The sequence below is a fragment of the Alteribacter keqinensis genome (genome assembly GCF_003710255.1).
In the GTDB taxonomy this organism is placed as follows: Bacteria; Bacillota; Bacilli; order Bacillales; family Salisediminibacteriaceae; genus Alteribacter; species Alteribacter keqinensis.
Genome location: NZ_RHIB01000001.1, coordinates 332407 through 351849, shown reverse-complemented (window position 1 = coordinate 351849; position 19443 = coordinate 332407). Strand labels below are relative to the sequence as shown.

Here is a 19443-nt window from a genome sequence, read left to right as displayed (position 1 = left end):
ATCTCCGTTTTCACTCCATTCTCCCGGAACCCCGTGCGCTCGCGGGAAACGAACCGCAAAAGCCAACTAAGCCTTTCGCCGCTATGGGCGAAAAGCCAAGTTTTTTTATCAAACTCAGATAACGTGCTTTTTAATACCAGGATGCTCCGACGATAACGAGCAGGATGAAAAGTACGACGATTAACGCAAATCCCTGACCATGTCCTTTATGACTCATAAGCGTTACCCCCTTTCGCCTATGTTAAAAATATGGCACTAGTAAGCCCAGACCGCCCCAATGATAACCAGCAAAATAAACAATACGACTAGCAATGCAAATCCATTATCGTAAGAATGTGACATGGTATCCCTCCTTTTCATCGTTCATTACATACTATTTAAAAATGGTTTGTTTGTTTGGACGTTTGTCACGAGTTCTTTGATAATTTTCCCCCTCAAGTACAAAAGCGAAAGCGCCTTGGTCACGAGCGAAAAAGAAGAATTGGCTTCTCGCCATGATGACGAAAGCCTTAATTGCCCTTATCCTTTAGTCACAAGCATTTGAGGGAGGCCACCAGATTGAAGCCGTTATGCAGGCTTCAGCTACGAGCTTCACCTTCCTGATAAACGGCGAGTTGCTTCATATACGGAAGAAGCAGATGATAATTGACCTCGAGCTCGCTGGCGCTGCAGCGGGACTCGGAAAATTCCAAAAAAAAATTTATCACATGTTAGGGATTACAATTTCAAACAACGAAAATAAGATTGTTAAATCCTTCTTCCTTATACAATCGTTTCAATTTACCCCCTGCTGTGCTATAGTATATGTGATAAAAACAGCTTGGTTTATAAGCACAGGGGAGATGGAGAGGTTGAAGAAGAAGTGGGTTTTGTTTGCCTCGTCAATGGTACTTGTTTTAGGTGCATGTACTAATGACGATGCAGGCGACGGGGAAGAAAACAGCCATAATGGCAATGAGTCCAATGTTGAAGCTAAGGAGAGCGATGAACAAATCGTGGTTGAAACAAGTGCCGGTAATGTGACTGAGCAGGAACTCGTAGATAAATTAAAAGACATGTATGGAGATCAGGTTCTTCAGGAAATTGTACTCACAACAATTATGAACAACAAAGCCGAGGAATTAGGCGTTACAGATGAAGAAGTAAATGAAGAGATTGACTCCATTAAGGAACTGATGGGCGTCGAATCAGACGAAGAATTCTACAATGCAATGGAGATGCAAGGTGTTTCTGGTGAAGAGGAACTCCGTGAACGGGTCCAGCACCACATTGTCCTGCAAAAGCTTGCAGGTGATGAAGGAGAACCGGATGAGGACGCACTTCGCCATGAGTATGAGCGTGGTGAGGAAGTAAAAGCCCGTCATATCCTTGTAGAAGACCAGGAAACTGCTGACGCGCTTTACGATCGCCTTATGGATGATGAAGACTTTGCAGAACTTGCAAAGACGTATTCAGAGGATCCAGGTTCCCGTGAAGATGGTGGTAACCTTGGTTTCTTCCGCCGTGGAACAATGACTCCTCCTTTCGAGGAAGCAGCTTTCAGTCTGGATACAGACGAAATCAGTGAGCCTGTCAGCTCTGATTTTGGCTTTCATATTATTCAAGTAACCGATCGCAATGAATTTGAAGATGACTTTGAAGAAGTTGAAGATCAGCTCAGAAATACCCTTAACCAGCGTATGATGCAGAGAATGGGTCAACTGCAGCAGGAAGTGATTGACGAAGTTGAAATTAATGTTATTGACAGCCGATTCGAAGGGTTGTTTGACCAGTAAATATATCCGGGAAGCACACTTATGTGCTTCCCGCTTTTTAGTTTAGTTACCCGGAAAAAGAATTGATATTCAGCTTCGTTAAACGGAATACGCTCCCTTTCCGCGGACTCGCGCCGAGCCTCCTCAGGGCTTTGTCCCTGCGGGGTCTCGTCTGTCTCGCACTTCCGCAGGGAGTCTCACATATTCCGTTCAAATCCGCACAACGTGAATCCTCTCATTGTATTATCATGATAGATTCCTTTTGCATAGAACACCATCCCTTTTAATACCAGTGCAGTAAAAAAGATAGCAGAGGAAATGGGTCCCTGCTATCTTTAATCTTAGTAATCATGAAGGCCGCTTATCTATGCGCTTCTTTCCAAGATGTCATTGATTTCATTTTTATATAAGTCTGATTTTCCACCAAAGACTGCCTGTATGTTTTTGTTATATTTCATAACACCCGCAGCCCCCAATGCTTTAAGCTGTGCCTCATCAATCTGCTCCGGATCGATTACAGTGACCCGTAAGCGTGTAAAACAGGCATCCACATGCTCGAGATTCTCTTTTCCTCCAAGAGCAGTGAGAATTTCCTTAGCTGTTTCACGGTACTGGTCTTTCTTTGCTGCAGGCTTACTTCCTGCTTCTTTTTTTTCATTGTAATCTTTCCTCGTATACAACTTCGCTTCCTGACCGGCCCTTCCCGGTGTTGCGAGATTCCACTTTTTAATGGCAAAGGAGAAAATAAAATAGTAAAGAACAAAGAAAGCTGCCCCCATCACAAGGTTCATCCACCAGTTCGGTGTACCAGGAAGTGCGTTAACTAAAATATAATCGATTAACCCCGAGCCTCCAGCCCAGCCAAGCTGAACATTCAATATATAGGCAACAGCAAAGCTGAACCCGGTTATGACAGCATGTATAACAAACAACAGAGGTGCTACAAATAAAAACGTAAATTCGATCGGTTCGGTTATTCCTGTAAGAAAAGCAGTACCTGCAGCTGCAATCAGCATACCTTTTACAACCGGACGGTTTTTCTTATCCGCCTGACGATACATTGCATATGCTGCCCCAAGCAGGCCAAACATAACAATCGGGTACTTACCAGCCATGAAGCGTCCAGCCGTTACTTCTTCTCCTGCTGCAATTTGAGCAAGGAAAATATACTGGTCACCAGAAACCATCTGTCCGGCAACTTGAGCTGTTCCCCCAAGCTGCGTCCACAAAAAAGGTGCGTACCAAATGTGATGTAATCCTGTTGGAATAAGGACTCTCTCGAGGAAGCCGTAAAGTCCTATATAAGCAGGGTTTGTGGCATCTGTTGCGATTATATTCGCCACTGCATTAATCCCCGTTTGAATCGGAGGCCAGACAAGCATAACCAGGAACGCCAAAATAATGGACATAAACACCATTACAATCCCAACAGACCGGTCACCTGCAAAGAAACCGAGCACTTCAGGAGGCTGAAAACGTTTAAAGCGGTTATAAACCCATACGGCCAGTAACCCGACAATGATACCACCCAGCACACCTGTCTCAAGGGAAGCAATGCCGAGAGTCATCCCGTATTCACCGCTCTCTTCTGCCATTTGCGGTGTGATGTTCATTGCCAGTGAAATCGTTGTATTCATAATAATATAACCGAGCAATGCTGCAAGCGCCGCTATACCAGATCCCCCGGTCAGACCGATAGCCACTCCCACTGCAAATATAATCGGCAGATTTTGAAAGATACTCAGTCCAATTGTCGTCATTCCATTACTTACAGACTGCATTGAATCCGCTTGCAAAAATGTTAAATAATCAGCAAGAGGACCGTTCATCGCTGCTCCGATTCCAAGTAAAATTCCTGCAGCCGGCAGTAAGGCTACGGGAACCATTAAGGACTTTCCAAACTTCTGCAAGCTTGCAAAATTCATGATGTTACCCTCCCTGTTTTACTAATCGTGATTAACGAAACGGGGCTGGAAAGTTACCAGCCCGGCTTCCATCTTTATTTTTTTGCCAGCTCCGGCCAGAATTCTTTATTTTCTTTAATCAGATCATCAAGGATCGCACGCGCACGTGGAGCATCAACTACTGTACGATTCAACGTAAGAGCTTGGAGAAGCTTGTTGTAATCTTTTTCGTACCAGGCATCTACTACAAGCTTTTCGAATGCCAGCTGACCTTCAATGAGTCCTTTTTGGAACGTTGGAATACTTCCGACAGCAAACGGTTTTGGACCCCGGGCAGTTAGTGATGCAGGAACTTCGACCATGGCATCGTCCTGAAGGTTGGAAATAATCCCGTTATTTTCCACAATTACGATAAATGTATCACCGTTGTTGTAGGCAAGGGAGGCCGCTACGCGGATCATATAACATCCATGAATGTCCACTTCAAGATCTGCATGCTCCGTTGAGTTGTCACGGATTAATGTTTCACACTGATCATGAACACGCTTTTCACGGCCATTAATGACCTGGCGGGCCCTCGTATTTTCCACGTCTTCTTTTTCCACCATCTGTGATGGGTAAAGGTAATATTGCAGATAAGTATTTGGCAGGTAGTCAGGAAAATCATTTAGCATCGTTTCTACTTGTTTGAATGTCTTTATCCATGAAGGGTCATTTATAATTTCAGAGTCTTCCGGAAGGAAACCATTATCTTTAATTGCATTTTTAATGTCATCTGTAAGTTTGTTTCCTTCTTTATCATAGATGTCAGTAAACCACCCAAAATGGTTGAGTCCGAAGTATTCGGGTACCAAATCCCAGATCTCTTTTCCTAGAATTTTAGCGTAGCTTACCATAATCGCTGCCGGCATATCACAAATGTTTAAGATCTTATCATCTTTTGGAAATTCTCTTCTCAAAGCCTCTGCAACAATTGCTGCAGGGTTTGTGTAGTTAAGAATCCATGCATCCGGTGCGTACTCTCTTACATCGTTTACAACCTCGATCATATCTTTAATGGAACGAAGACCGTACGCCATGCCACCCGGCCCGCAAGTTTCCTGACCAACTGCACCATGCCGGAGGGGAATCTGCTCATCTTTTTCACGCATCTGCAGTCCCCCTGTACGGATCTGAACAAATGCAAAATCCACATCAGAAAAAGCTTTCTTTCTGTTTGTCGTATAGTTGAATGATTCCAGTTCAGGGTATTTCTCTTTTAAAATGACTTCTGTTGCTTTTGCAATTTTTTCCTGCCTTTCAGCGTTTGTATCATAAAAAGTAATGGATTTAAGAGGGAAATTTTCCTTTTCTTCAATAAGACTCATAACCATTCCCAGCGTATATGTACTTCCTCCACCTACTACTACAAGATTTTGCTTTTTCATGATGTCGCCTCCCAAAAGAATAATTTGTATATTATTTGTATTAATATATTTATAATACAAATATAATACATTCAAATGTAAGCGTCAACAAAAATCTGTTTGCTCATTAAAAAAATCTGGCGTATGCTATAGAGGAGTGATACAAATAAAACAACCCATTGATGAATGTGAGGGAATTATATATGAAAACTTCTTCTCCGCTATACAGAAATATCGCCAGTCAAATGAAAGAAGAAATACATAAAAAAGCATGGAAACAAGGGGAAGCAATCCCTACTGAAGCGAAACTGTCTGAATCATTTAACGCCAGCCGTGTGACAGTCAGGCAGGCTATACAGCTACTCGTTCAGGAAGGGCTGCTTTATAAAATCCAGGGCAGCGGTACATATGTAAAGGAAGCAAAAATTGAACATAACATCTATTCCCTGCGCAGCTTTACAGAGGAAATGGAAGCCTACGGAAAAACGATTTCCAATCACGTGGTTGACTTCCAGCTGTTGGAACCCGAAGAAAGTATCCGCCAGATCCTAAACTTGTCCGATGGGGAAAAAACATTTTACGTAAGAAGGCAGCGTATGGTAGACAACATCCCTTTTGTCCTCGAAGATACTTACCTGCCCGTCCGTTTATTTCCTGACCTCTCATACGAAATCATGTCAGGGTCAAAGTACGATTATATTGAGAACAAAAAAAAGCTGAAAATTAAAGACAGCTTCCAGGAAGTAATCCCTCTCCTTCCTGAAGAAAAGATCCAAAAGTTGCTCCATCTTTCAGAAGCCATTCCGATCCTGAAAGTTCAATTATTCTCCAATCTAACCGATGACCAGGTATTTGAGTATAGCGAATTGTACTTTAAGAGTGATGAATACAAGTTTACGATCGTGGCAAACAGAAACTCCTGACGAGTATTACTACAATAATAAAAAGAGGGAGCCTCATAAGGTGGAATGCCACCTTATGAGGCTCTCTCTACTCTGTAGCAATGAGCTGCTCCCCTCTGATGAACCCCGCTGTGAGTGGTTTCTCGTCGTGGGCTGGGAGTTGGTGGATCCATACTTGTTTTGGCCCTTTTAAGACACCACCATCTTTTCTTTTTAAAGCATGAATATGGCCACCTGAATTTTGTATATATGATCGGGATTTCCACACAATGCGTCTGTAAAAGCAGATCATTTGGACTCTTTATCAAGTCTGCTTTCATAATTTCCTTAACTTTCCTTTTATGAACCGAGCTTCCTTTTTTCCCTCTCATCCCGTACTTTTTTCATAATGATTTCGCCTTCCTGTTCAATCAGTACACGTTCTTTTTTACGGTCATCTCCGATAGCTTGTACTGCTTTGTACCCGCAGAATATAACTCCCGCGTACAGAAAGTAAACCCAGCCTGGTACTTGAAACAAAAATGCTCCCACAGTTGTCATTGAGAGAATTCTTACAACAAATGCAGTGAATATGATAGCGAGAATGATTGCTACAATTTTAATCCGTTTCACGATTCAACCATCCCTTTCTTTTTCTTTTCTCTACTACTAATATGGTCCGGGAGAAAAAATATGATAGTTTGTGTTTTTTTCCAGCTTGATTCGGGAATAGAAAAATATACTGACAAATCACCGGAGGGTTATTTCATGACTAAACAGAGACTATCAGATTTAACATATGGCCAGTTTCAGGAAGAATTGATTAGAATCACCCTAGCAGAGCTTGAAGGAAAGAGGGAGAACTCTCCTCTTGTTTATTTCCCTATCGCTCATGAGAAGGTAGAAACATTCTTACTCGCCTACTGGCAGGAGGCGTGGGGTAACTGTAAGGAAATGACATGGGATGAGTGGTATCAATCGGATTGTTATAACTGGTTCGAAGACGAAGTAATTAAGGAAGTTCTTGCAGAAGCTGTTATTGTTGATCAATCGCGTCCTCTCCAGGAAGTCCGTTCATCTTCAATCAGGAATTCTAAACGCCCTGACCAGCTTTAAATCTGAGAAAATCCTATAATTAACCAGACGGACGGACTGTTGTCACGTTCGTTTTTTGTGTGGAATGAAGCGGGTTCTCGGAACTCATTCGCCAGACGCCTTGGTCTGTGCCAGAAGCGATAAATAGAGTGCGAGGGGGTTCAATTAATGGAGCAGAGTACATGAGGTTTGGTGTGGGATCAGTTTAGACACGTTGTTCATCGACTTCCTCCCTTTATTGAACGTTTGGCAGCTTTGATCGTCAACTAGGATCCTTGACCTTGGGCTCCCCGACGTTCTTCATCACCTTGCACAAATTGTTCATCGTCTCCCGAAGTTTGTTCATCACCTTGCCTTCATTAATCTTGGACTCCTCCCAACATCCTCTTTCCACATAAAAATACCCCCTTACAGCAACTGCTGTAAGGGGATGGCTTCTTTTTATAAGTCCAGAGGTTTGTCATGAAACAATGGCTTGTAGAACGTGCGGTTGTCCATAGGAAAGATTCGATCACTGAACTCTCCGGGCTGAACGCCTTCAAGAGCTCTGTCCATCATATTCATCTTCGCATCCAGGTTGTCAATATGGTGGAGAATTTCCGCTTCTCTGATCAGAGGCGGTTTGGGGCTTCCCCATTCTCCTTTGCCATGATGACTCAATACCACATGCTGAAGGGTTAGTACTTCTTCGCCTTCAATCTCCAGTTCTTTTGCAGCCTCTGCAATCTCATTTACTACAATTGAAATATGACCGAGAAGCTTCCCTTCTTTTGTATACTCGGTAGCGACAGGTCCGGAAAGTTCATGAACTTTCCCGAGGTCGTGGAGGATAACACCTGAATACAGAAGATCCGTATCAAGTGTAGGGTAAAGGGCAGAAATGGATTTTGCCAGATCGAGCATACATACAACATGATAAGCAAGCCCTGATACATATTCGTGATGATTTTTTGTAGCTGCCGGGGCTTCCATAAATGATTTTTGATGCTTCTTCATAAGGTGCCTGGTAATTCGCTGGATTTTTGGGTTCGTCATCTCAAACAGGTACTGGTTAATCCTCTCCAGCATTTCATTCGGTGGCAGAGGAGCTGATTGCAAAAAGTCCGCCGTATTAACCTGATCCATATCGGAAGTCGGCCGGATTGCTTTAATTTTCAGCTGGCGGTTTCCCCGGTATTCGTTTACTTCTCCATGGATATGTACAATTGCTTTACCGATGAAAAGTTCTTCATCTTCAGGTGAACAGCCCCACAGCTTCGCTTCAATTTCTCCACTTTGGTCTGCAAGCATGAGTGTAAGAAACGGCTTCCCGTTACTCGCCACCCCTTTTTTTGAACTTTTAATCAGCAGGTAGGATTCTACCGGTTCCCCAATTTTATGGTGCTTAATTCCTTTTTTCATCTTCTCCTCCCTCTCCATGTATCGTCTCTTTTTTTGACAAGTATAGCATATTTCTTCAAACATGTGTTCTATGTCCAGCAGCTGCTGGTTTCAGGTGCAGAACATGTAACGGACTATCGTTTAATGAGATTTCGCCTCGTGATTAATAACCTCAGTGTTTTCCTGCCTGCTGCCAAGCCATAGAAGCGTTGCCGCGAATGCAGAGAACATGACAAATGCACCGAGCCCGAACGGCAAAAACATATTCCACGCGAAAAAATTACCGGCAATCAGTGCACCTGCAACATTTCCAAGGCTTACAAATGAATTATTTACTCCCATAATCAGTCCCTGCTTGCTTCCCGCAAGTTTTGAAATCATCGCATTTACAGATGGACGGAGCAGAGAATTCCCCAGGAAAAACAGGCACGTTGTCAAAATCAGGGTGGCATAGTTAAAGGCAAGTCCCATAAGAATAAATCCAGCCCCGCTTAAAAGGAGTGAACCGAGTGCCACACGTTCGTCACCAAAACGCTTACTAAGACTTCCTATCAAGCCTCCCTGGGCAACAGCTCCGACCAGCCCTACAATCATTACGATCGTTCCCACCTCGGCAGGATTATAAGAGAAGCGCTCTAACGCATACATACCAAACACGGTCTGAAAATTAGCAAGGCCGAAACTTAATGCGAAAACCAAAGCAATCAGAAAGCCTGCCGGGCTTCTTAAAGCTTGCCACATATCCTGAAACTGGTTTGTTTTCAGACCTGTATCCTCTGTTTTACGTTTTTCTGCGGGGTGGGATTCCGGCAGAAACAGGATTGAAAAAAGTCCGGCAATTGATGCTGCAATTCCGGCAAATAAAAACGGTGTTGCAAGGCTGATCTCAGCCAGCCATCCGCCGATACCCGGTCCAAATACAATCCCCAGAGCCATCGCCATTCCGAGAAGTCCCATACCTTTACTTCTTCGTTCTTCAGTTGTTGTATCAGCCACGTACGCCATCGCTGTTGGGATAACAGCAGCTCCGAATGTTCCTGCAATCATCCGGGAGAGATAGAGCATCCACATTTGGGTAGCAAATGCAAAGATAAATTCTGCTGCTGCAAACCCAAACATTCCTATGGCAATCAGAGGTTTCCTGCCAATTTTATCTGATAGTTTTCCCCAGAACGGGGCAAGAAGAAACTGCATAAATGCAAACAGAGCTATAAGCATTCCCAACTCTATTGAACCGGCTCCAAAAGACTCCACATAATAAGGGAGGATCGGAATAACTAGCCCGATCCCCATCATTACAACAAACATATTTATCATAAGAAGCAGAAACGCTTTTTTACGCTTCTTTTCGGAAACACTCATGATATTCACTCATTTCAGCGCCTCAGGCGTTAGTTAACTATTTATTATTTATAGGCAGATGAATGGAAAAACAAACCCCGCTGTCCGTGTTTCTTACGTAAGATTCACCTTTATGAAGCTCAGCAATACTTTTTACTATAGCAAGACCGAGTCCGAACTGACCTTTATTCCCTTTTCTGAAGGGGGCAAAAAGATGCTCCAATTCTTTTTCAGGAATCTTTTCTCCGTCATTTGTTACACGGAGAATAATTTTATCTTCTGTTTCTTCGGCGCTGATTTCAATCATTGTTTCTGCATATCGAAGAGCATTTTCTACAAGATTTTCAAGGAGAATCTGAATCTGCTCCTTATCTCCATATACATTGACCTTTTCTCCAATAACAACGATGTCCACATCTTCCCGCTGGACAAAAAAGCGTTCACGGATCTGGTAGGCAAGAGATCCGAACGGGAAGGTCACTTTTTCCATCGTCGTTTCTTTTAATGAGTCAAGTTTTGTGTAATACAGCATATCTTTGACTCTTTTTTCCATACGCTCGCTTTCTTCAAGAATCACATCCATTGTGGAAGGAATATTCTCCCGTGGCAGTATTCCGTCCTTTACAGACTGAGCGTAACTTTTCACTACCATTATCGGTGTCTTCAACTCATGAGAGGCGTGCTGAATAAACGTGCGCTGGGCACGGTCATATTTCATGAGGTTCTGCCTCATGGACTCAAACTGATTGGACAGCTTTTCAAAGTCGTCGTCACTTTCCCAATGAAAAGGCTCTTTCCAGTTCCGCTCGGCAATTTGTTCAAAGTGATTACCCAGGCTGGTAAGTGGAACCTTCAAATAATTCTTCAGCCAGAATGCAGGAATCAGGCTCAGAAGCCCTGCCATAACCATAATGTAAAACAGTCGCGACCACAATCTGTTCACCATCTCGTCACGATACGTATCCCACATATACGTAATATGGTATTCCTCTCCTTCAGGCCTGTACGATTTAAAGACAACATAAAACAATGTCGCGTCATTATATGTCAGTTCGTACCTTCCGCGGCGCTCCACATCCTGAGCACGCTGGCCCATTTCAACAAGGACTTCGGTCGGTACAGGATCGCCAAAGCGCCTTCCAAGCTGGTTGCCTCCAATGACAAGGTGACCGACAGACCGGGCAGCTTCACGTCTCTCAAGAAATTCTGCTTCGGACGTTGCCGGTGCCGGGTAATCTCCATTAGGCCGCATAACTCTGGCCTGTTCCTGTTCAATGATCCGGTATGTCTCTTCGGTGAGCGTACTTTTAAGTGATATTGGATAAATAATTCCAATTAATAACCCGACCATCAGGATAATGGCTATAAAAGAGAACCAAATCCGCTGTGTCAGATTGAGCTTGATCATGATGACAGAACCCTGTACCCGTATCCATAAAGGGTTTCAACATGAATACGCGGCAGCTTTTTACGTACACGCCGGACTACATCGTCCACCGCCCGCTCAGAACCGAAATAGTCGCTTCCCCATACATATTCAATGATGTCTTCCCGGGACAACGCATTTCCTACATTGCTCGTAAGAAGAATGATGAGATCCATTTCCTTCGTCGTCAATTCGATTTGTTGTTCGTAGTCATGCACTGTTCTTGAATTCGTATCAATGGTATAACCGTTGAGTTCGATTTTTTTATCTTCCTGTACCTCAGTCTGGTAGACGCGCTTTAACAGTTTTTTTGCACGAATGACAAGTTCCTCAGGCATAAACGGCTTTGCAAGGTAATCATCGCTTCCAAGCTCAAGGCCAAGAACACGGTCAAGATCTTTATCACGTGCAGAGATAAAGATTACCGGTGTATCCTGATCCGCTTTAATTGCCTTAAGAAGCTGATAGCCGTCCATCCCGGGCAGCATAATGTCCAAAACCCATAAGTGCGGGGCTTTGGAAATGTTGTCATGGGCTTCCTTTCCGTCCGGGAAAATTGTAACGTCCCAGCCTTCTTTCTCCATATACGCTTTAATGACTTCTGCCAGATTCTTTTCATCTTCTACTAAATAAACTTTATAGTTATCCATATGTCCACATCCTTAATAGTGGTGTATTGTAGTTGAACTAATCACATCTGTTGTAGCTATTTTATAATAATTTCAGGTGAAAGAACAAGAAAGGCAGAGAATATGTACAAATATGTGAGGTTAAGGAAAAAATGTAGAGGTTTTATTACGGGGCCGTCGTCGCCATAATTAAAGATTTCAGGCTTAAGTTGAAGTGAATTCATTAAGAGATTTAACTTAACTGCTCTTCATTGCAACCTGGCCTGTAATAGAAGCCGTAGTACCCTAGACCCCCTGGGGCCGGGCAGGACTCCTCTTTACTTAAACGCGAGGAATCTTGCCGGCACAACCGCAGGAAACCATGGCCACTCAGGTTCTCACTACATTTTACCTGAAAGTGTCCGCGCATACGGAAATAGCTTTTTGAAAAAATCACCTTTGGCTGACCGTTTGTCCAAGAAGAATCTTATTCATACTCCCTGACTCCTGGATCATATGATCGTGACATGTAAAATACAAAACCTGATGCTTCGTTGATATTTTTTTTACGGCTTCCATTACGCGCTTTCTTCGTAGAGCATCGAAGTTCACAAATGCTTCATCAATGATAATCGGGAACCGTTCCGTTTGCTGATACTGTTCTGCAAGAGAAAAACGGAGTGACAAGTATAACAGCTCACATGTTCCCTGGCTTAAATCTCCAGGGCTGAAGCGGACACCATCCTCTCGTTCAACAATGAATTTCGCTTCTCCCAGAGGTGCAAAAAGCTTTGTATACCTACCCCCGGTCAGCTGTCTGAAGTAGCTTTCCGCTCCTTTAAGCACAGCAGGCTGCCTTTTTTCTTCATAGATCTGTTTTGTCTTATCAATAATATCTTTTGCCAGTGCATAGCGTGCCCATTCTTTGCTGAGGGATAAGAGCTTCTGACGAGTCATTTCATAATGCTGGAGACAATCTTCATAAGACTGTCCGTCTTCAAGCTCCTTCAACAAATGCCGGTACGTTGTAATATCTTCTACCAGCTGCCTTGCCCGTTCTTCGTTAAGCTTTTTTTCCTCCAGCACCTGCTCTATTTCTTCATCAATTGTTATTGAGATTTCATCGCACCGTTTCCAGTCACTCTCCAGCCTGTCTGCATGAGAGATGGCTTTCATCTGTGCCAGTATGGTCCGTTCCTCCTCTTGTTTCTGTCTCTCCATCTTCCATTCGGCCTCTTTTTTCCTGAAGCTCTCCTCAGTTGAGACGCCTGCTTCCTCGTACAGCTTTGTGATTTCTTCGTCCTCTTTTTTAATCCTTCTTAGAATCGCTTCTGATCTTGCAGCCAGCGAGCTGTATTCCTTATCCAGGTCAGATAGCACAGCTGTGATTTTAGTTTGATTTCGAACCCATTGATCAAGTTCGTAGAGCATGGCACCAGGCTCGTCGCGTTGAATAATACCAACAGGACGTGCTGTGCTGGATACTTCTTCTATAAAGCTGTTAATCTGCTTCGTTACAGACATCAGTTCGTTTTCAACGGACTCTTCTTCAATCATGAGTGACTTCCATTTAACTGTATCGGCGAACATCTCCTCATACTGCTCACCAGTATATCCCGGGTCAAAGCCTGAGGTTACAGCCCAGCGATGGAGCTCATCGAGTGCTTCATTACTTCTTTGCTGATAATTTTCTTTCTCGTTTGTCAGTCCATTACATACCCGGTTAAGGTTCCGGAGTTCTCTCTCTATTTGATTTTTTTGATGCTGAGCCTGTTCGTGTAAGGTCAGTTTTATTTTCCAGTCAGAAACAGGCCAGTTGTTTACTTTATTTTCAACTTCTATCCATCCGGAAACTTCTTTTTGAACCTGATCCAGCTCCATCTCCAGCGTGCCCTCTGCTTTGTTTTTTGACCTCGTTACTCCAATAACGATGGATACGATTCCCAATAAACAAGTCAGTATTCCTGGAAACAGGCTTCCTGTCCAAATCGTCCAGATACCGGACAGAAGAAGTAACCCACCAATAACGGAGAGAAGCATTGAGAGGTTATGATTATCTTGCTGCTTCGGGGAACCCTGCCCTCTCAGGACTTCAAGGCGGTGCTGGAGCATGGAAAGCTGAGGCTTAAAGGCCTCGTAATGTTGAACTGTTTTCAAGTTTCCCTCAATTTCCCTTTTATCCTGATCATTCAAAAGGTTTTTGTTTGATTCTGTTAATTCATACTCCAGGCGATTCCTGTCTTCATCTAACCGGATTTTCTCCTTTTCAATACGTTCGAGTTCCTGATCTGCTTCTGTGAATAAACGGTTCAGCCGGATCAGTTCTTCCTCTGACTGACGGGTAGTATCTCTGTGTAGAAAAATTCGTTCCTCTTCTATGCCCCAGTCAGTTTCAATTCTCTTCTTTTGTTTAATAAGAGGAGGAATTTTCTCCGAAAGCGTTTGCTTATTGCGCAACTGTTCAGAATAACGCCCCTCCTGTTTGTTCATCTGCCGGACCTTTCCTTCTACCTCTTTTACATTATATGAAGATTGGTTCTCCTGACAGTTTTTCCGCTGTTCATCAAGTTTGCTCTTTTTTTCATGGAGTTCTGTCAACTGGAGCTCAAGCTCTTTTTTCTCTTTCAGCGACCTCTCGAGACGGTTCACCCCGGATTCGGGAAACGTCATTTCCCCATTACCTTTTCGTTGTGCCAGGATGATTTTATAGTCAGCGTAAAGTGGAAGCAGCTTTTTCAGGCGATCAAGCTCTGCCTGTTTCGAGTCCAGCTTTTCTTTTATGCCTGCCGTTTCTTTTAGTTCTTTCTCCGCCAGTTCAACCTTTCCGGATATCTCTTCATAGCCGCCCAGCTTACTTCTCCATTCGTTGACTTCCTTTTCGATCTTCTGTAAGTCTTTCAGTGTCACATTGACTGGTGTTACTTTTCCTCTAGGTTTAAATAGAGACTGCATTTTCTCGTCTGCCTCTTTTTCACCTGAAAGAAGGGAAGGTCCTCCACTGATCGATGTATCGTAGAGAAAGCTGTTGATTTCCTCGGCGTTCATTTTTTCAAGCCCCTGCAGACCCATGAGGTCAAATGAAAAGATTCCACGGTAAACCTGTTCTGTATACCCGTCCAGAATTTCCAGAAGGTCATCTTCTCCCCCGGTTTTTCCCGACGAATATTTAACAGTCACATCCCCTTTTTTTCTCCCTTTCCTAACCCGTTCAATCATAATATCGCCGTCTTCTTTTGTACTGATCACAACAGATCCACCGTAAGTTGTGTGATGAAGCGGCTCATATGATTTGTGGTGGTCACTTTTCTTTGGGAAGCCAAAAAAGACAGCCTGGATAAATGACATTAATGTAGATTTGCCAGCTTCATTTTCTCCGTAAACGAGCTGAAAATGAGGGTCAAGAGTGAACGACTCATTCGTCCATTTTCCAAATCCGTAGACATTAATCTCTTTGATTATCACTTATGCTTCCTCCTTTAATAGACGGGAGACGAGCCATTGCTCCGTTTCACCTAGAAGCTCTGCCTTTTCTTTCTCCGACAGGCTGGTCAGATACTTGCGGATGGTTCTGTGCCGGTAGAGATCCCTGAGAACCCCGTCTTCAATACCGTCCAGAGTATACTCATCAATTACAGTCAGAACATCACCGAGTACATCCGACTGCTCCTTCGCCTTTTGACGGTCAATGTCGGGACTCGTTTTCAAACTGAAGGTTTGAACCCAGATAAAAGGGGCGAAGAGGGTTTCTTCATCGCCTCTTAGTTCTTCCAGAAAATCCTCCATTACCGCCGGATCGTTCAGCTCACTGTGCAACGGTCCGCAACCTGTAAAACTCAAATGTACGAGTCCGCACTTCCCTTCGGCCACTGCTTTATCCAACGCCTCTTCAGCAAGGGAGAGTAACGCTTCAACAGAATCCACCCCTGCAATGGAAAGGGTCACATTGTGCCAGTCCACTTCGGAGGTATCAAGAAAGGTGAGCTCTCCCCCCTGTTTTGTCAGCTCTACATAAAACGCCCCTTTAGGTCCCTCTTCATTCCGATGCCCCCCCTGAATATTCCCCGGGTAAACGACCAAAGGCTCCCGGCTCAAAATCTGACGCTTGTGAATGTGTCCGAGAGCCCAGTAGTCAAACGGTGAGTTTGTCAGTTCCTTTAATCTGAAAGGAGCGTAAGGATCGTGCTCAGGCTGTGAAAGTTCCTGGCCATGGAGTAAGGCAATATGAAACATTGCATCATCTCTTTTTTCCTTAATGTACTCTTCAATCCTGTTAGCTGTAACACTTCTATTCTCATAGCTGAACCCGTATAACCGGACCCCTTTATTGGTATGTAAAACACTGGTTGTCCTCGGCCCGAAAACAGTCACATTTTCCGGCAGGGCAACAGACTTCGTTCCTTCTGTGAGAGGATCATGATTTCCATGAACAATATAAAGAGAAATTCCTTCAGCTAAAAGCCGTTCAGCCTGCTTCTTCACAAACAGCTGTCCTTTCAGACTCCGGTGCTCAAGATCATATAAATCCCCACTGATTAAAACAAAATCCACTTCTCTCTCAATTGCCTGGCTGATCAGTTTTTCAAATGAATAATAGGCACTCTTTTTTAAACGGTTTACGATTTTCTCCGGTAGTTGAGAGGTTTCATAGGGCCGGTCCAAGTGCAGGTCCGCACAATGAATAAAACGGATCATATCCATTATCGAACACCCTTTCCCGATTTTTTCATCATTATATCATAAAAAGCGATCATCTGTTCGGGACACAAGTACAAAAAGAGCACTTCAGAAAGGATAAACCCATCTCTCCTGAAATGCCCTTCTTGTTTATATTGTTTTGCTGCAATTAACTGTTATGAATCAACATATCCTTTAAACATTCTTTAATAGTATGGGAGCAGTGAAATTGCTGCTAAAGCTGCAAGCGGGAGAATTAATCGCTGAAACCTTCTCCGCGGACCGTAATAATACGGAGGGTAATAGGGAGTATAACCGTATCCTCCATAAAATCTGGCATCCTGTCTCAAATGCTGGCTGTCTCCCATCTCTCCGACTGGAACAGCCATATACAAATAATCATCATCCACGTTTTCAACTATGCCATCATACTGCATCTGATCCTGTGTAGTAACCAAAACGTAGCGGTACAAGTGGTCTTTACATAAATGATGCATTTCCTGGTGATTCAATTCGGTCCCCTCCTTCAATGCCCATTCTATGCACAATCGGGCTAAAGGTGAGTCGGTCCGGGGTTATGATTCCTTCTTTGAAAGAGCAAGTGCCTGCTTGATATCTTTTAAGGATGAGACTTTGCCGTACATCAGTACTCCTCCTTTATAGATACGTGCACCGATAATAGCAAAAAGTACAATAGAGGCAACCATCACCGTAATCCCCAATGCAATCTCCCAGAATGGCAGTTGAAGCATCCCCACCCTGAGGAACATGACCATGGGTGTAAAAAACGGAATATAAGAAGTAACCGTAATAATCGCCGATTCAGGTGCATTCAGACCAAACATGGAGATCAGAAAAGCAACAACCACAATTAAGGTAAGTGGTGTAATGACAATGTTAACCTCTTCTGTCCGGCTGACCAGAGAACCCAGGACAGCAGAAATCGTAGCGTAAAACAGGTAACCCAGCAAAAAGAAAACGAGAGCGTAAAGCATTAACACAACAGGTACCCCGGAAAACATGTCTCCGATCATGCCATCTGATTCCATACTGCCTCTCATGGATAAATAACCGATGAGAATAATGAGCATGTACTGAACAATCCCTAAGAGACCTATCCCGAATATTTTTGCGAACATCTGTTTAACAGGTGATACACTGGAAACAAGGATTTCCATAACCCGTGACGATTTTTCCGTAGCCACTTCCATGGCAATCATATTCCCGTAAGCAAGTACAGAGAAATAGATCACGACTACAAGGGCATTTACGAGAAAGCGCGTCTGGGTAAGTTCCTCTTCAGACCTTGCTGTATCACTCGTTGCCTCAGTCTGGAAGGACACCGGAGCATATATTCCTTCAACAGTACTTTCATCAAGCCCCAAGCGTGCAGTAGCCACTTCAACTTTTACCTGCTGAAGAGCCTGCTCTATAATCTGGGGGGCACGCTCGTTTACGACCGTTTTTGCCCGATAAACAGCGTCAGGCATTTCATCAGACCCTGTAGTTAAGGAAAGGAGCCCGTCAATTTCCCCATTATCGAGCCTTTCCATCCCATCTTGCTCTGAACCGGTGAGAGGGGTGAGCATGACCTGATCTGAAAAAGGCTCAAGATGCTCTTGTAAAAGACTGATGTATTCATCCTCTTCATCGTAAACACCAACGACTTCAGTCTCTCCTCCTCTGTCTTCAAAAGCTTCAAAAATCCGGTCTATGTTTGCAATCCCGGCTACAATAACTGCTGTAATGATCGTAGAGATAATAAAGGACTTTGATTTCAGCTTGGAAAAAAACGTATGAAACAAAATAATAAAAAACTTATTCATAGGAAGCACCGACCTTTTCAATGAAAATATCATTCAGTGAAGGTTCTTCAAGAACAAATTTGCGCACAGACCCTCGGCCGGAAAGGGCTTTGAACACATCATCTGCCACTTCTTCACGGGTAATCACAAGCCGTGCGCCCCCGGAATACAGAGTACAGGAAGTTACACCTTCGATATCCTGCAGGTAGGATAATTCAAATTCCGCTTCCACTGTTACTTTCTTTTTTCCATAAGAGCGTTTTACTTCTTTTAAAGGCCCGTTAACGACCGGCTCCCCTTTCTGCAGAATACAGAGGTATTCGCACAATTCCTCCACATGCTCCATGCGGTGTGAGGAAAAAACAATCGTTGTTCCTTCATTCTTCAAGTCAAGAACAGCCTTTTTAAGCTGTTCAACATTAACAGGATCAAGACCACTGAATGGTTCATCTAAAATAAGCAACTCCGGCTGATGAATGACAGATGCGATAAACTGGATTTTCTGCTGATTCCCTTTAGACAGTTCATCAATCTTTTTGTCTATGTAATCAGGTATATTAAACCGGTCGAGCCATTTTTTCAGTTCTATTAGTACCTGACCTTTCTTCATCCCTCTCAGACGCCCCAGATAGACGAGCTGGTCGGATACTTTCATCTTCGGATAAAGCCCTCGCTCCTCTGGAAGGTAGCCTACCAGATGACTGGACTGATAGCCGATTTTATTTCCCTTCCAGCTGATTTTCCCATCAGTCTGGTCAATGAGTCCGAGAATCATCCGGAATGTCGTCGTTTTACCCGCTCCGTTTGCCCCCAGCATACCGAACATTTCTCCTTTTGGAATCGTCAGGCTTATGTCATTAACTGCAGTAAACGCCCCGAATTTCTTTGTTACATTCCTAAGCTCGAGTGTCATAGCTGTGCTCCCTTCCATCATCTCTCCTTACTTTACCAGAATATGTGTTATTTTTCTCTACCTGTCAGGCTATTTGAAAGGTCATTGCTGATAAATTAAAAGTGTGGGTTGGAGCAAATGCCGGAAAAACGAGTTCCGGGGGAGAGCCTGGAAGCGCAAAGTGCTGGGGATCAAGCTACCCGCGGAAAATGTAATGAATTCAATACCTGAGTGAAATATGACCACCTTCAAAAAATATGGCAGATGGTTTTCTTGC

The 19443-nt window shown here is 43.6% G+C and carries 17 protein-coding genes; 3 read left to right on the top strand and 14 right to left on the bottom strand.

The features are described from left to right. Positions 1–130: 130 nt before the first annotated feature. Together EBO34_RS01695 and EBO34_RS01690 are read right to left on the bottom strand one after the other, a co-directional pair. Positions 131–217, bottom strand: coding sequence for a YjcZ family sporulation protein (locus EBO34_RS01695; RefSeq protein ID WP_122896231.1), 87 nt, complete (start codon positions 215–217; stop codon positions 131–133). 38 nt (positions 218–255) lie between these two features. Next, positions 256–342, bottom strand: a complete 87-nt coding sequence (locus tag EBO34_RS01690) for a YjcZ family sporulation protein (protein ID WP_122896230.1) — start codon at positions 340–342, stop codon at positions 256–258. Positions 343–851: 509 nt separating this feature from the next. Between EBO34_RS01690 and EBO34_RS01685 the strand changes: the two genes are divergently transcribed. After that, positions 852–1775, top strand: coding sequence for a peptidylprolyl isomerase (locus tag EBO34_RS01685; protein ID WP_183163667.1), 924 nt, complete (start codon positions 852–854; stop codon positions 1773–1775). Between the two features lie 344 nt (positions 1776–2119). Here the strand turns inward: EBO34_RS01685 and EBO34_RS01680 are convergent, their stop codons facing one another. After that, entirely contained in the window at positions 2120–3679 is a 1560-nt protein-coding gene (locus EBO34_RS01680; protein ID WP_122896228.1) for a PTS transporter subunit EIIC, read from the bottom strand. Positions 3680–3753: 74 nt separating this feature from the next. Next, positions 3754–5085: a 6-phospho-alpha-glucosidase gene (locus EBO34_RS01675; protein ID WP_122896227.1), complete on the bottom strand. Its 1332-nt coding sequence runs from the start codon at positions 5083–5085 to the stop codon at positions 3754–3756. Positions 5086–5267: 182 nt separating this feature from the next. Between EBO34_RS01675 and EBO34_RS01670 the strand changes: the two genes are divergently transcribed. After that, positions 5268–5987, top strand: a complete 720-nt coding sequence (locus EBO34_RS01670; protein WP_122898442.1) for a GntR family transcriptional regulator — start codon at positions 5268–5270, stop codon at positions 5985–5987. A gap of 318 nt (positions 5988–6305) precedes the next feature. On the opposite strand, the gene EBO34_RS01660 is transcribed toward EBO34_RS01670, so the two are convergent. Then, the gene (locus tag EBO34_RS01660; RefSeq protein WP_122896225.1) at positions 6306–6578 is read right to left on the bottom strand and encodes a sporulation YhaL family protein; all 273 of its coding nucleotides are present in this window, start codon (positions 6576–6578) and stop codon (positions 6306–6308) included. A 135-nt stretch (positions 6579–6713) separates the two neighbouring features. Between EBO34_RS01660 and EBO34_RS01655 the strand changes: the two genes are divergently transcribed. Continuing rightward, the gene (locus tag EBO34_RS01655; protein ID WP_142996761.1) at positions 6714–7061 is read left to right on the top strand and encodes a hypothetical protein; all 348 of its coding nucleotides are present in this window, start codon (positions 6714–6716) and stop codon (positions 7059–7061) included. Between the two features lie 420 nt (positions 7062–7481). Here the strand turns inward: EBO34_RS01655 and yhaM are convergent, their stop codons facing one another. From yhaM to EBO34_RS01610, 9 genes are all read right to left on the bottom strand, one after another. Next, positions 7482–8441: a 3'-5' exoribonuclease YhaM gene (yhaM, locus tag EBO34_RS01650; protein ID WP_122898440.1), complete on the bottom strand. Its 960-nt coding sequence runs from the start codon at positions 8439–8441 to the stop codon at positions 7482–7484. Between the two features lie 120 nt (positions 8442–8561). Next, a complete protein-coding gene (locus tag EBO34_RS01645; protein ID WP_122896223.1) occupies positions 8562–9782 on the bottom strand; it encodes an MFS transporter in 1221 nt (406 codons plus the stop codon). Between the two features lie 37 nt (positions 9783–9819). After that, positions 9820–11169, bottom strand: coding sequence for a sensor histidine kinase (locus tag EBO34_RS01640; protein ID WP_122896222.1), 1350 nt, complete (start codon positions 11167–11169; stop codon positions 9820–9822). After that, entirely contained in the window at positions 11166–11837 is a 672-nt protein-coding gene (locus tag EBO34_RS01635; RefSeq protein ID WP_122896221.1) for a response regulator transcription factor, read from the bottom strand. Before EBO34_RS01635 ends, EBO34_RS01640 begins: the two co-directional genes overlap by 4 nt. A gap of 411 nt (positions 11838–12248) precedes the next feature. Beyond that, on the bottom strand, positions 12249–15257 hold the full coding sequence (locus EBO34_RS01630; RefSeq protein ID WP_122896220.1) for an ATP-binding protein: 3009 nt from the start codon (positions 15255–15257) through the stop codon (positions 12249–12251). Beyond that, on the bottom strand, positions 15258–16493 hold the full coding sequence (locus EBO34_RS01625) for a metallophosphoesterase family protein (RefSeq protein ID WP_122896219.1): 1236 nt from the start codon (positions 16491–16493) through the stop codon (positions 15258–15260). Between the two features lie 182 nt (positions 16494–16675). Then, positions 16676–16981, bottom strand: coding sequence for a hypothetical protein (locus EBO34_RS01620; protein ID WP_346725788.1), 306 nt, complete (start codon positions 16979–16981; stop codon positions 16676–16678). A 63-nt stretch (positions 16982–17044) separates the two neighbouring features. Continuing rightward, positions 17045–18295, bottom strand: coding sequence for an ABC transporter permease (locus EBO34_RS01615; RefSeq protein ID WP_122896218.1), 1251 nt, complete (start codon positions 18293–18295; stop codon positions 17045–17047). Then, positions 18288–19187, bottom strand: coding sequence for an ABC transporter ATP-binding protein (locus EBO34_RS01610; protein ID WP_122898436.1), 900 nt, complete (start codon positions 19185–19187; stop codon positions 18288–18290). Before EBO34_RS01610 ends, EBO34_RS01615 begins: the two co-directional genes overlap by 8 nt. Positions 19188–19443: the final 256 nt, after the last annotated feature.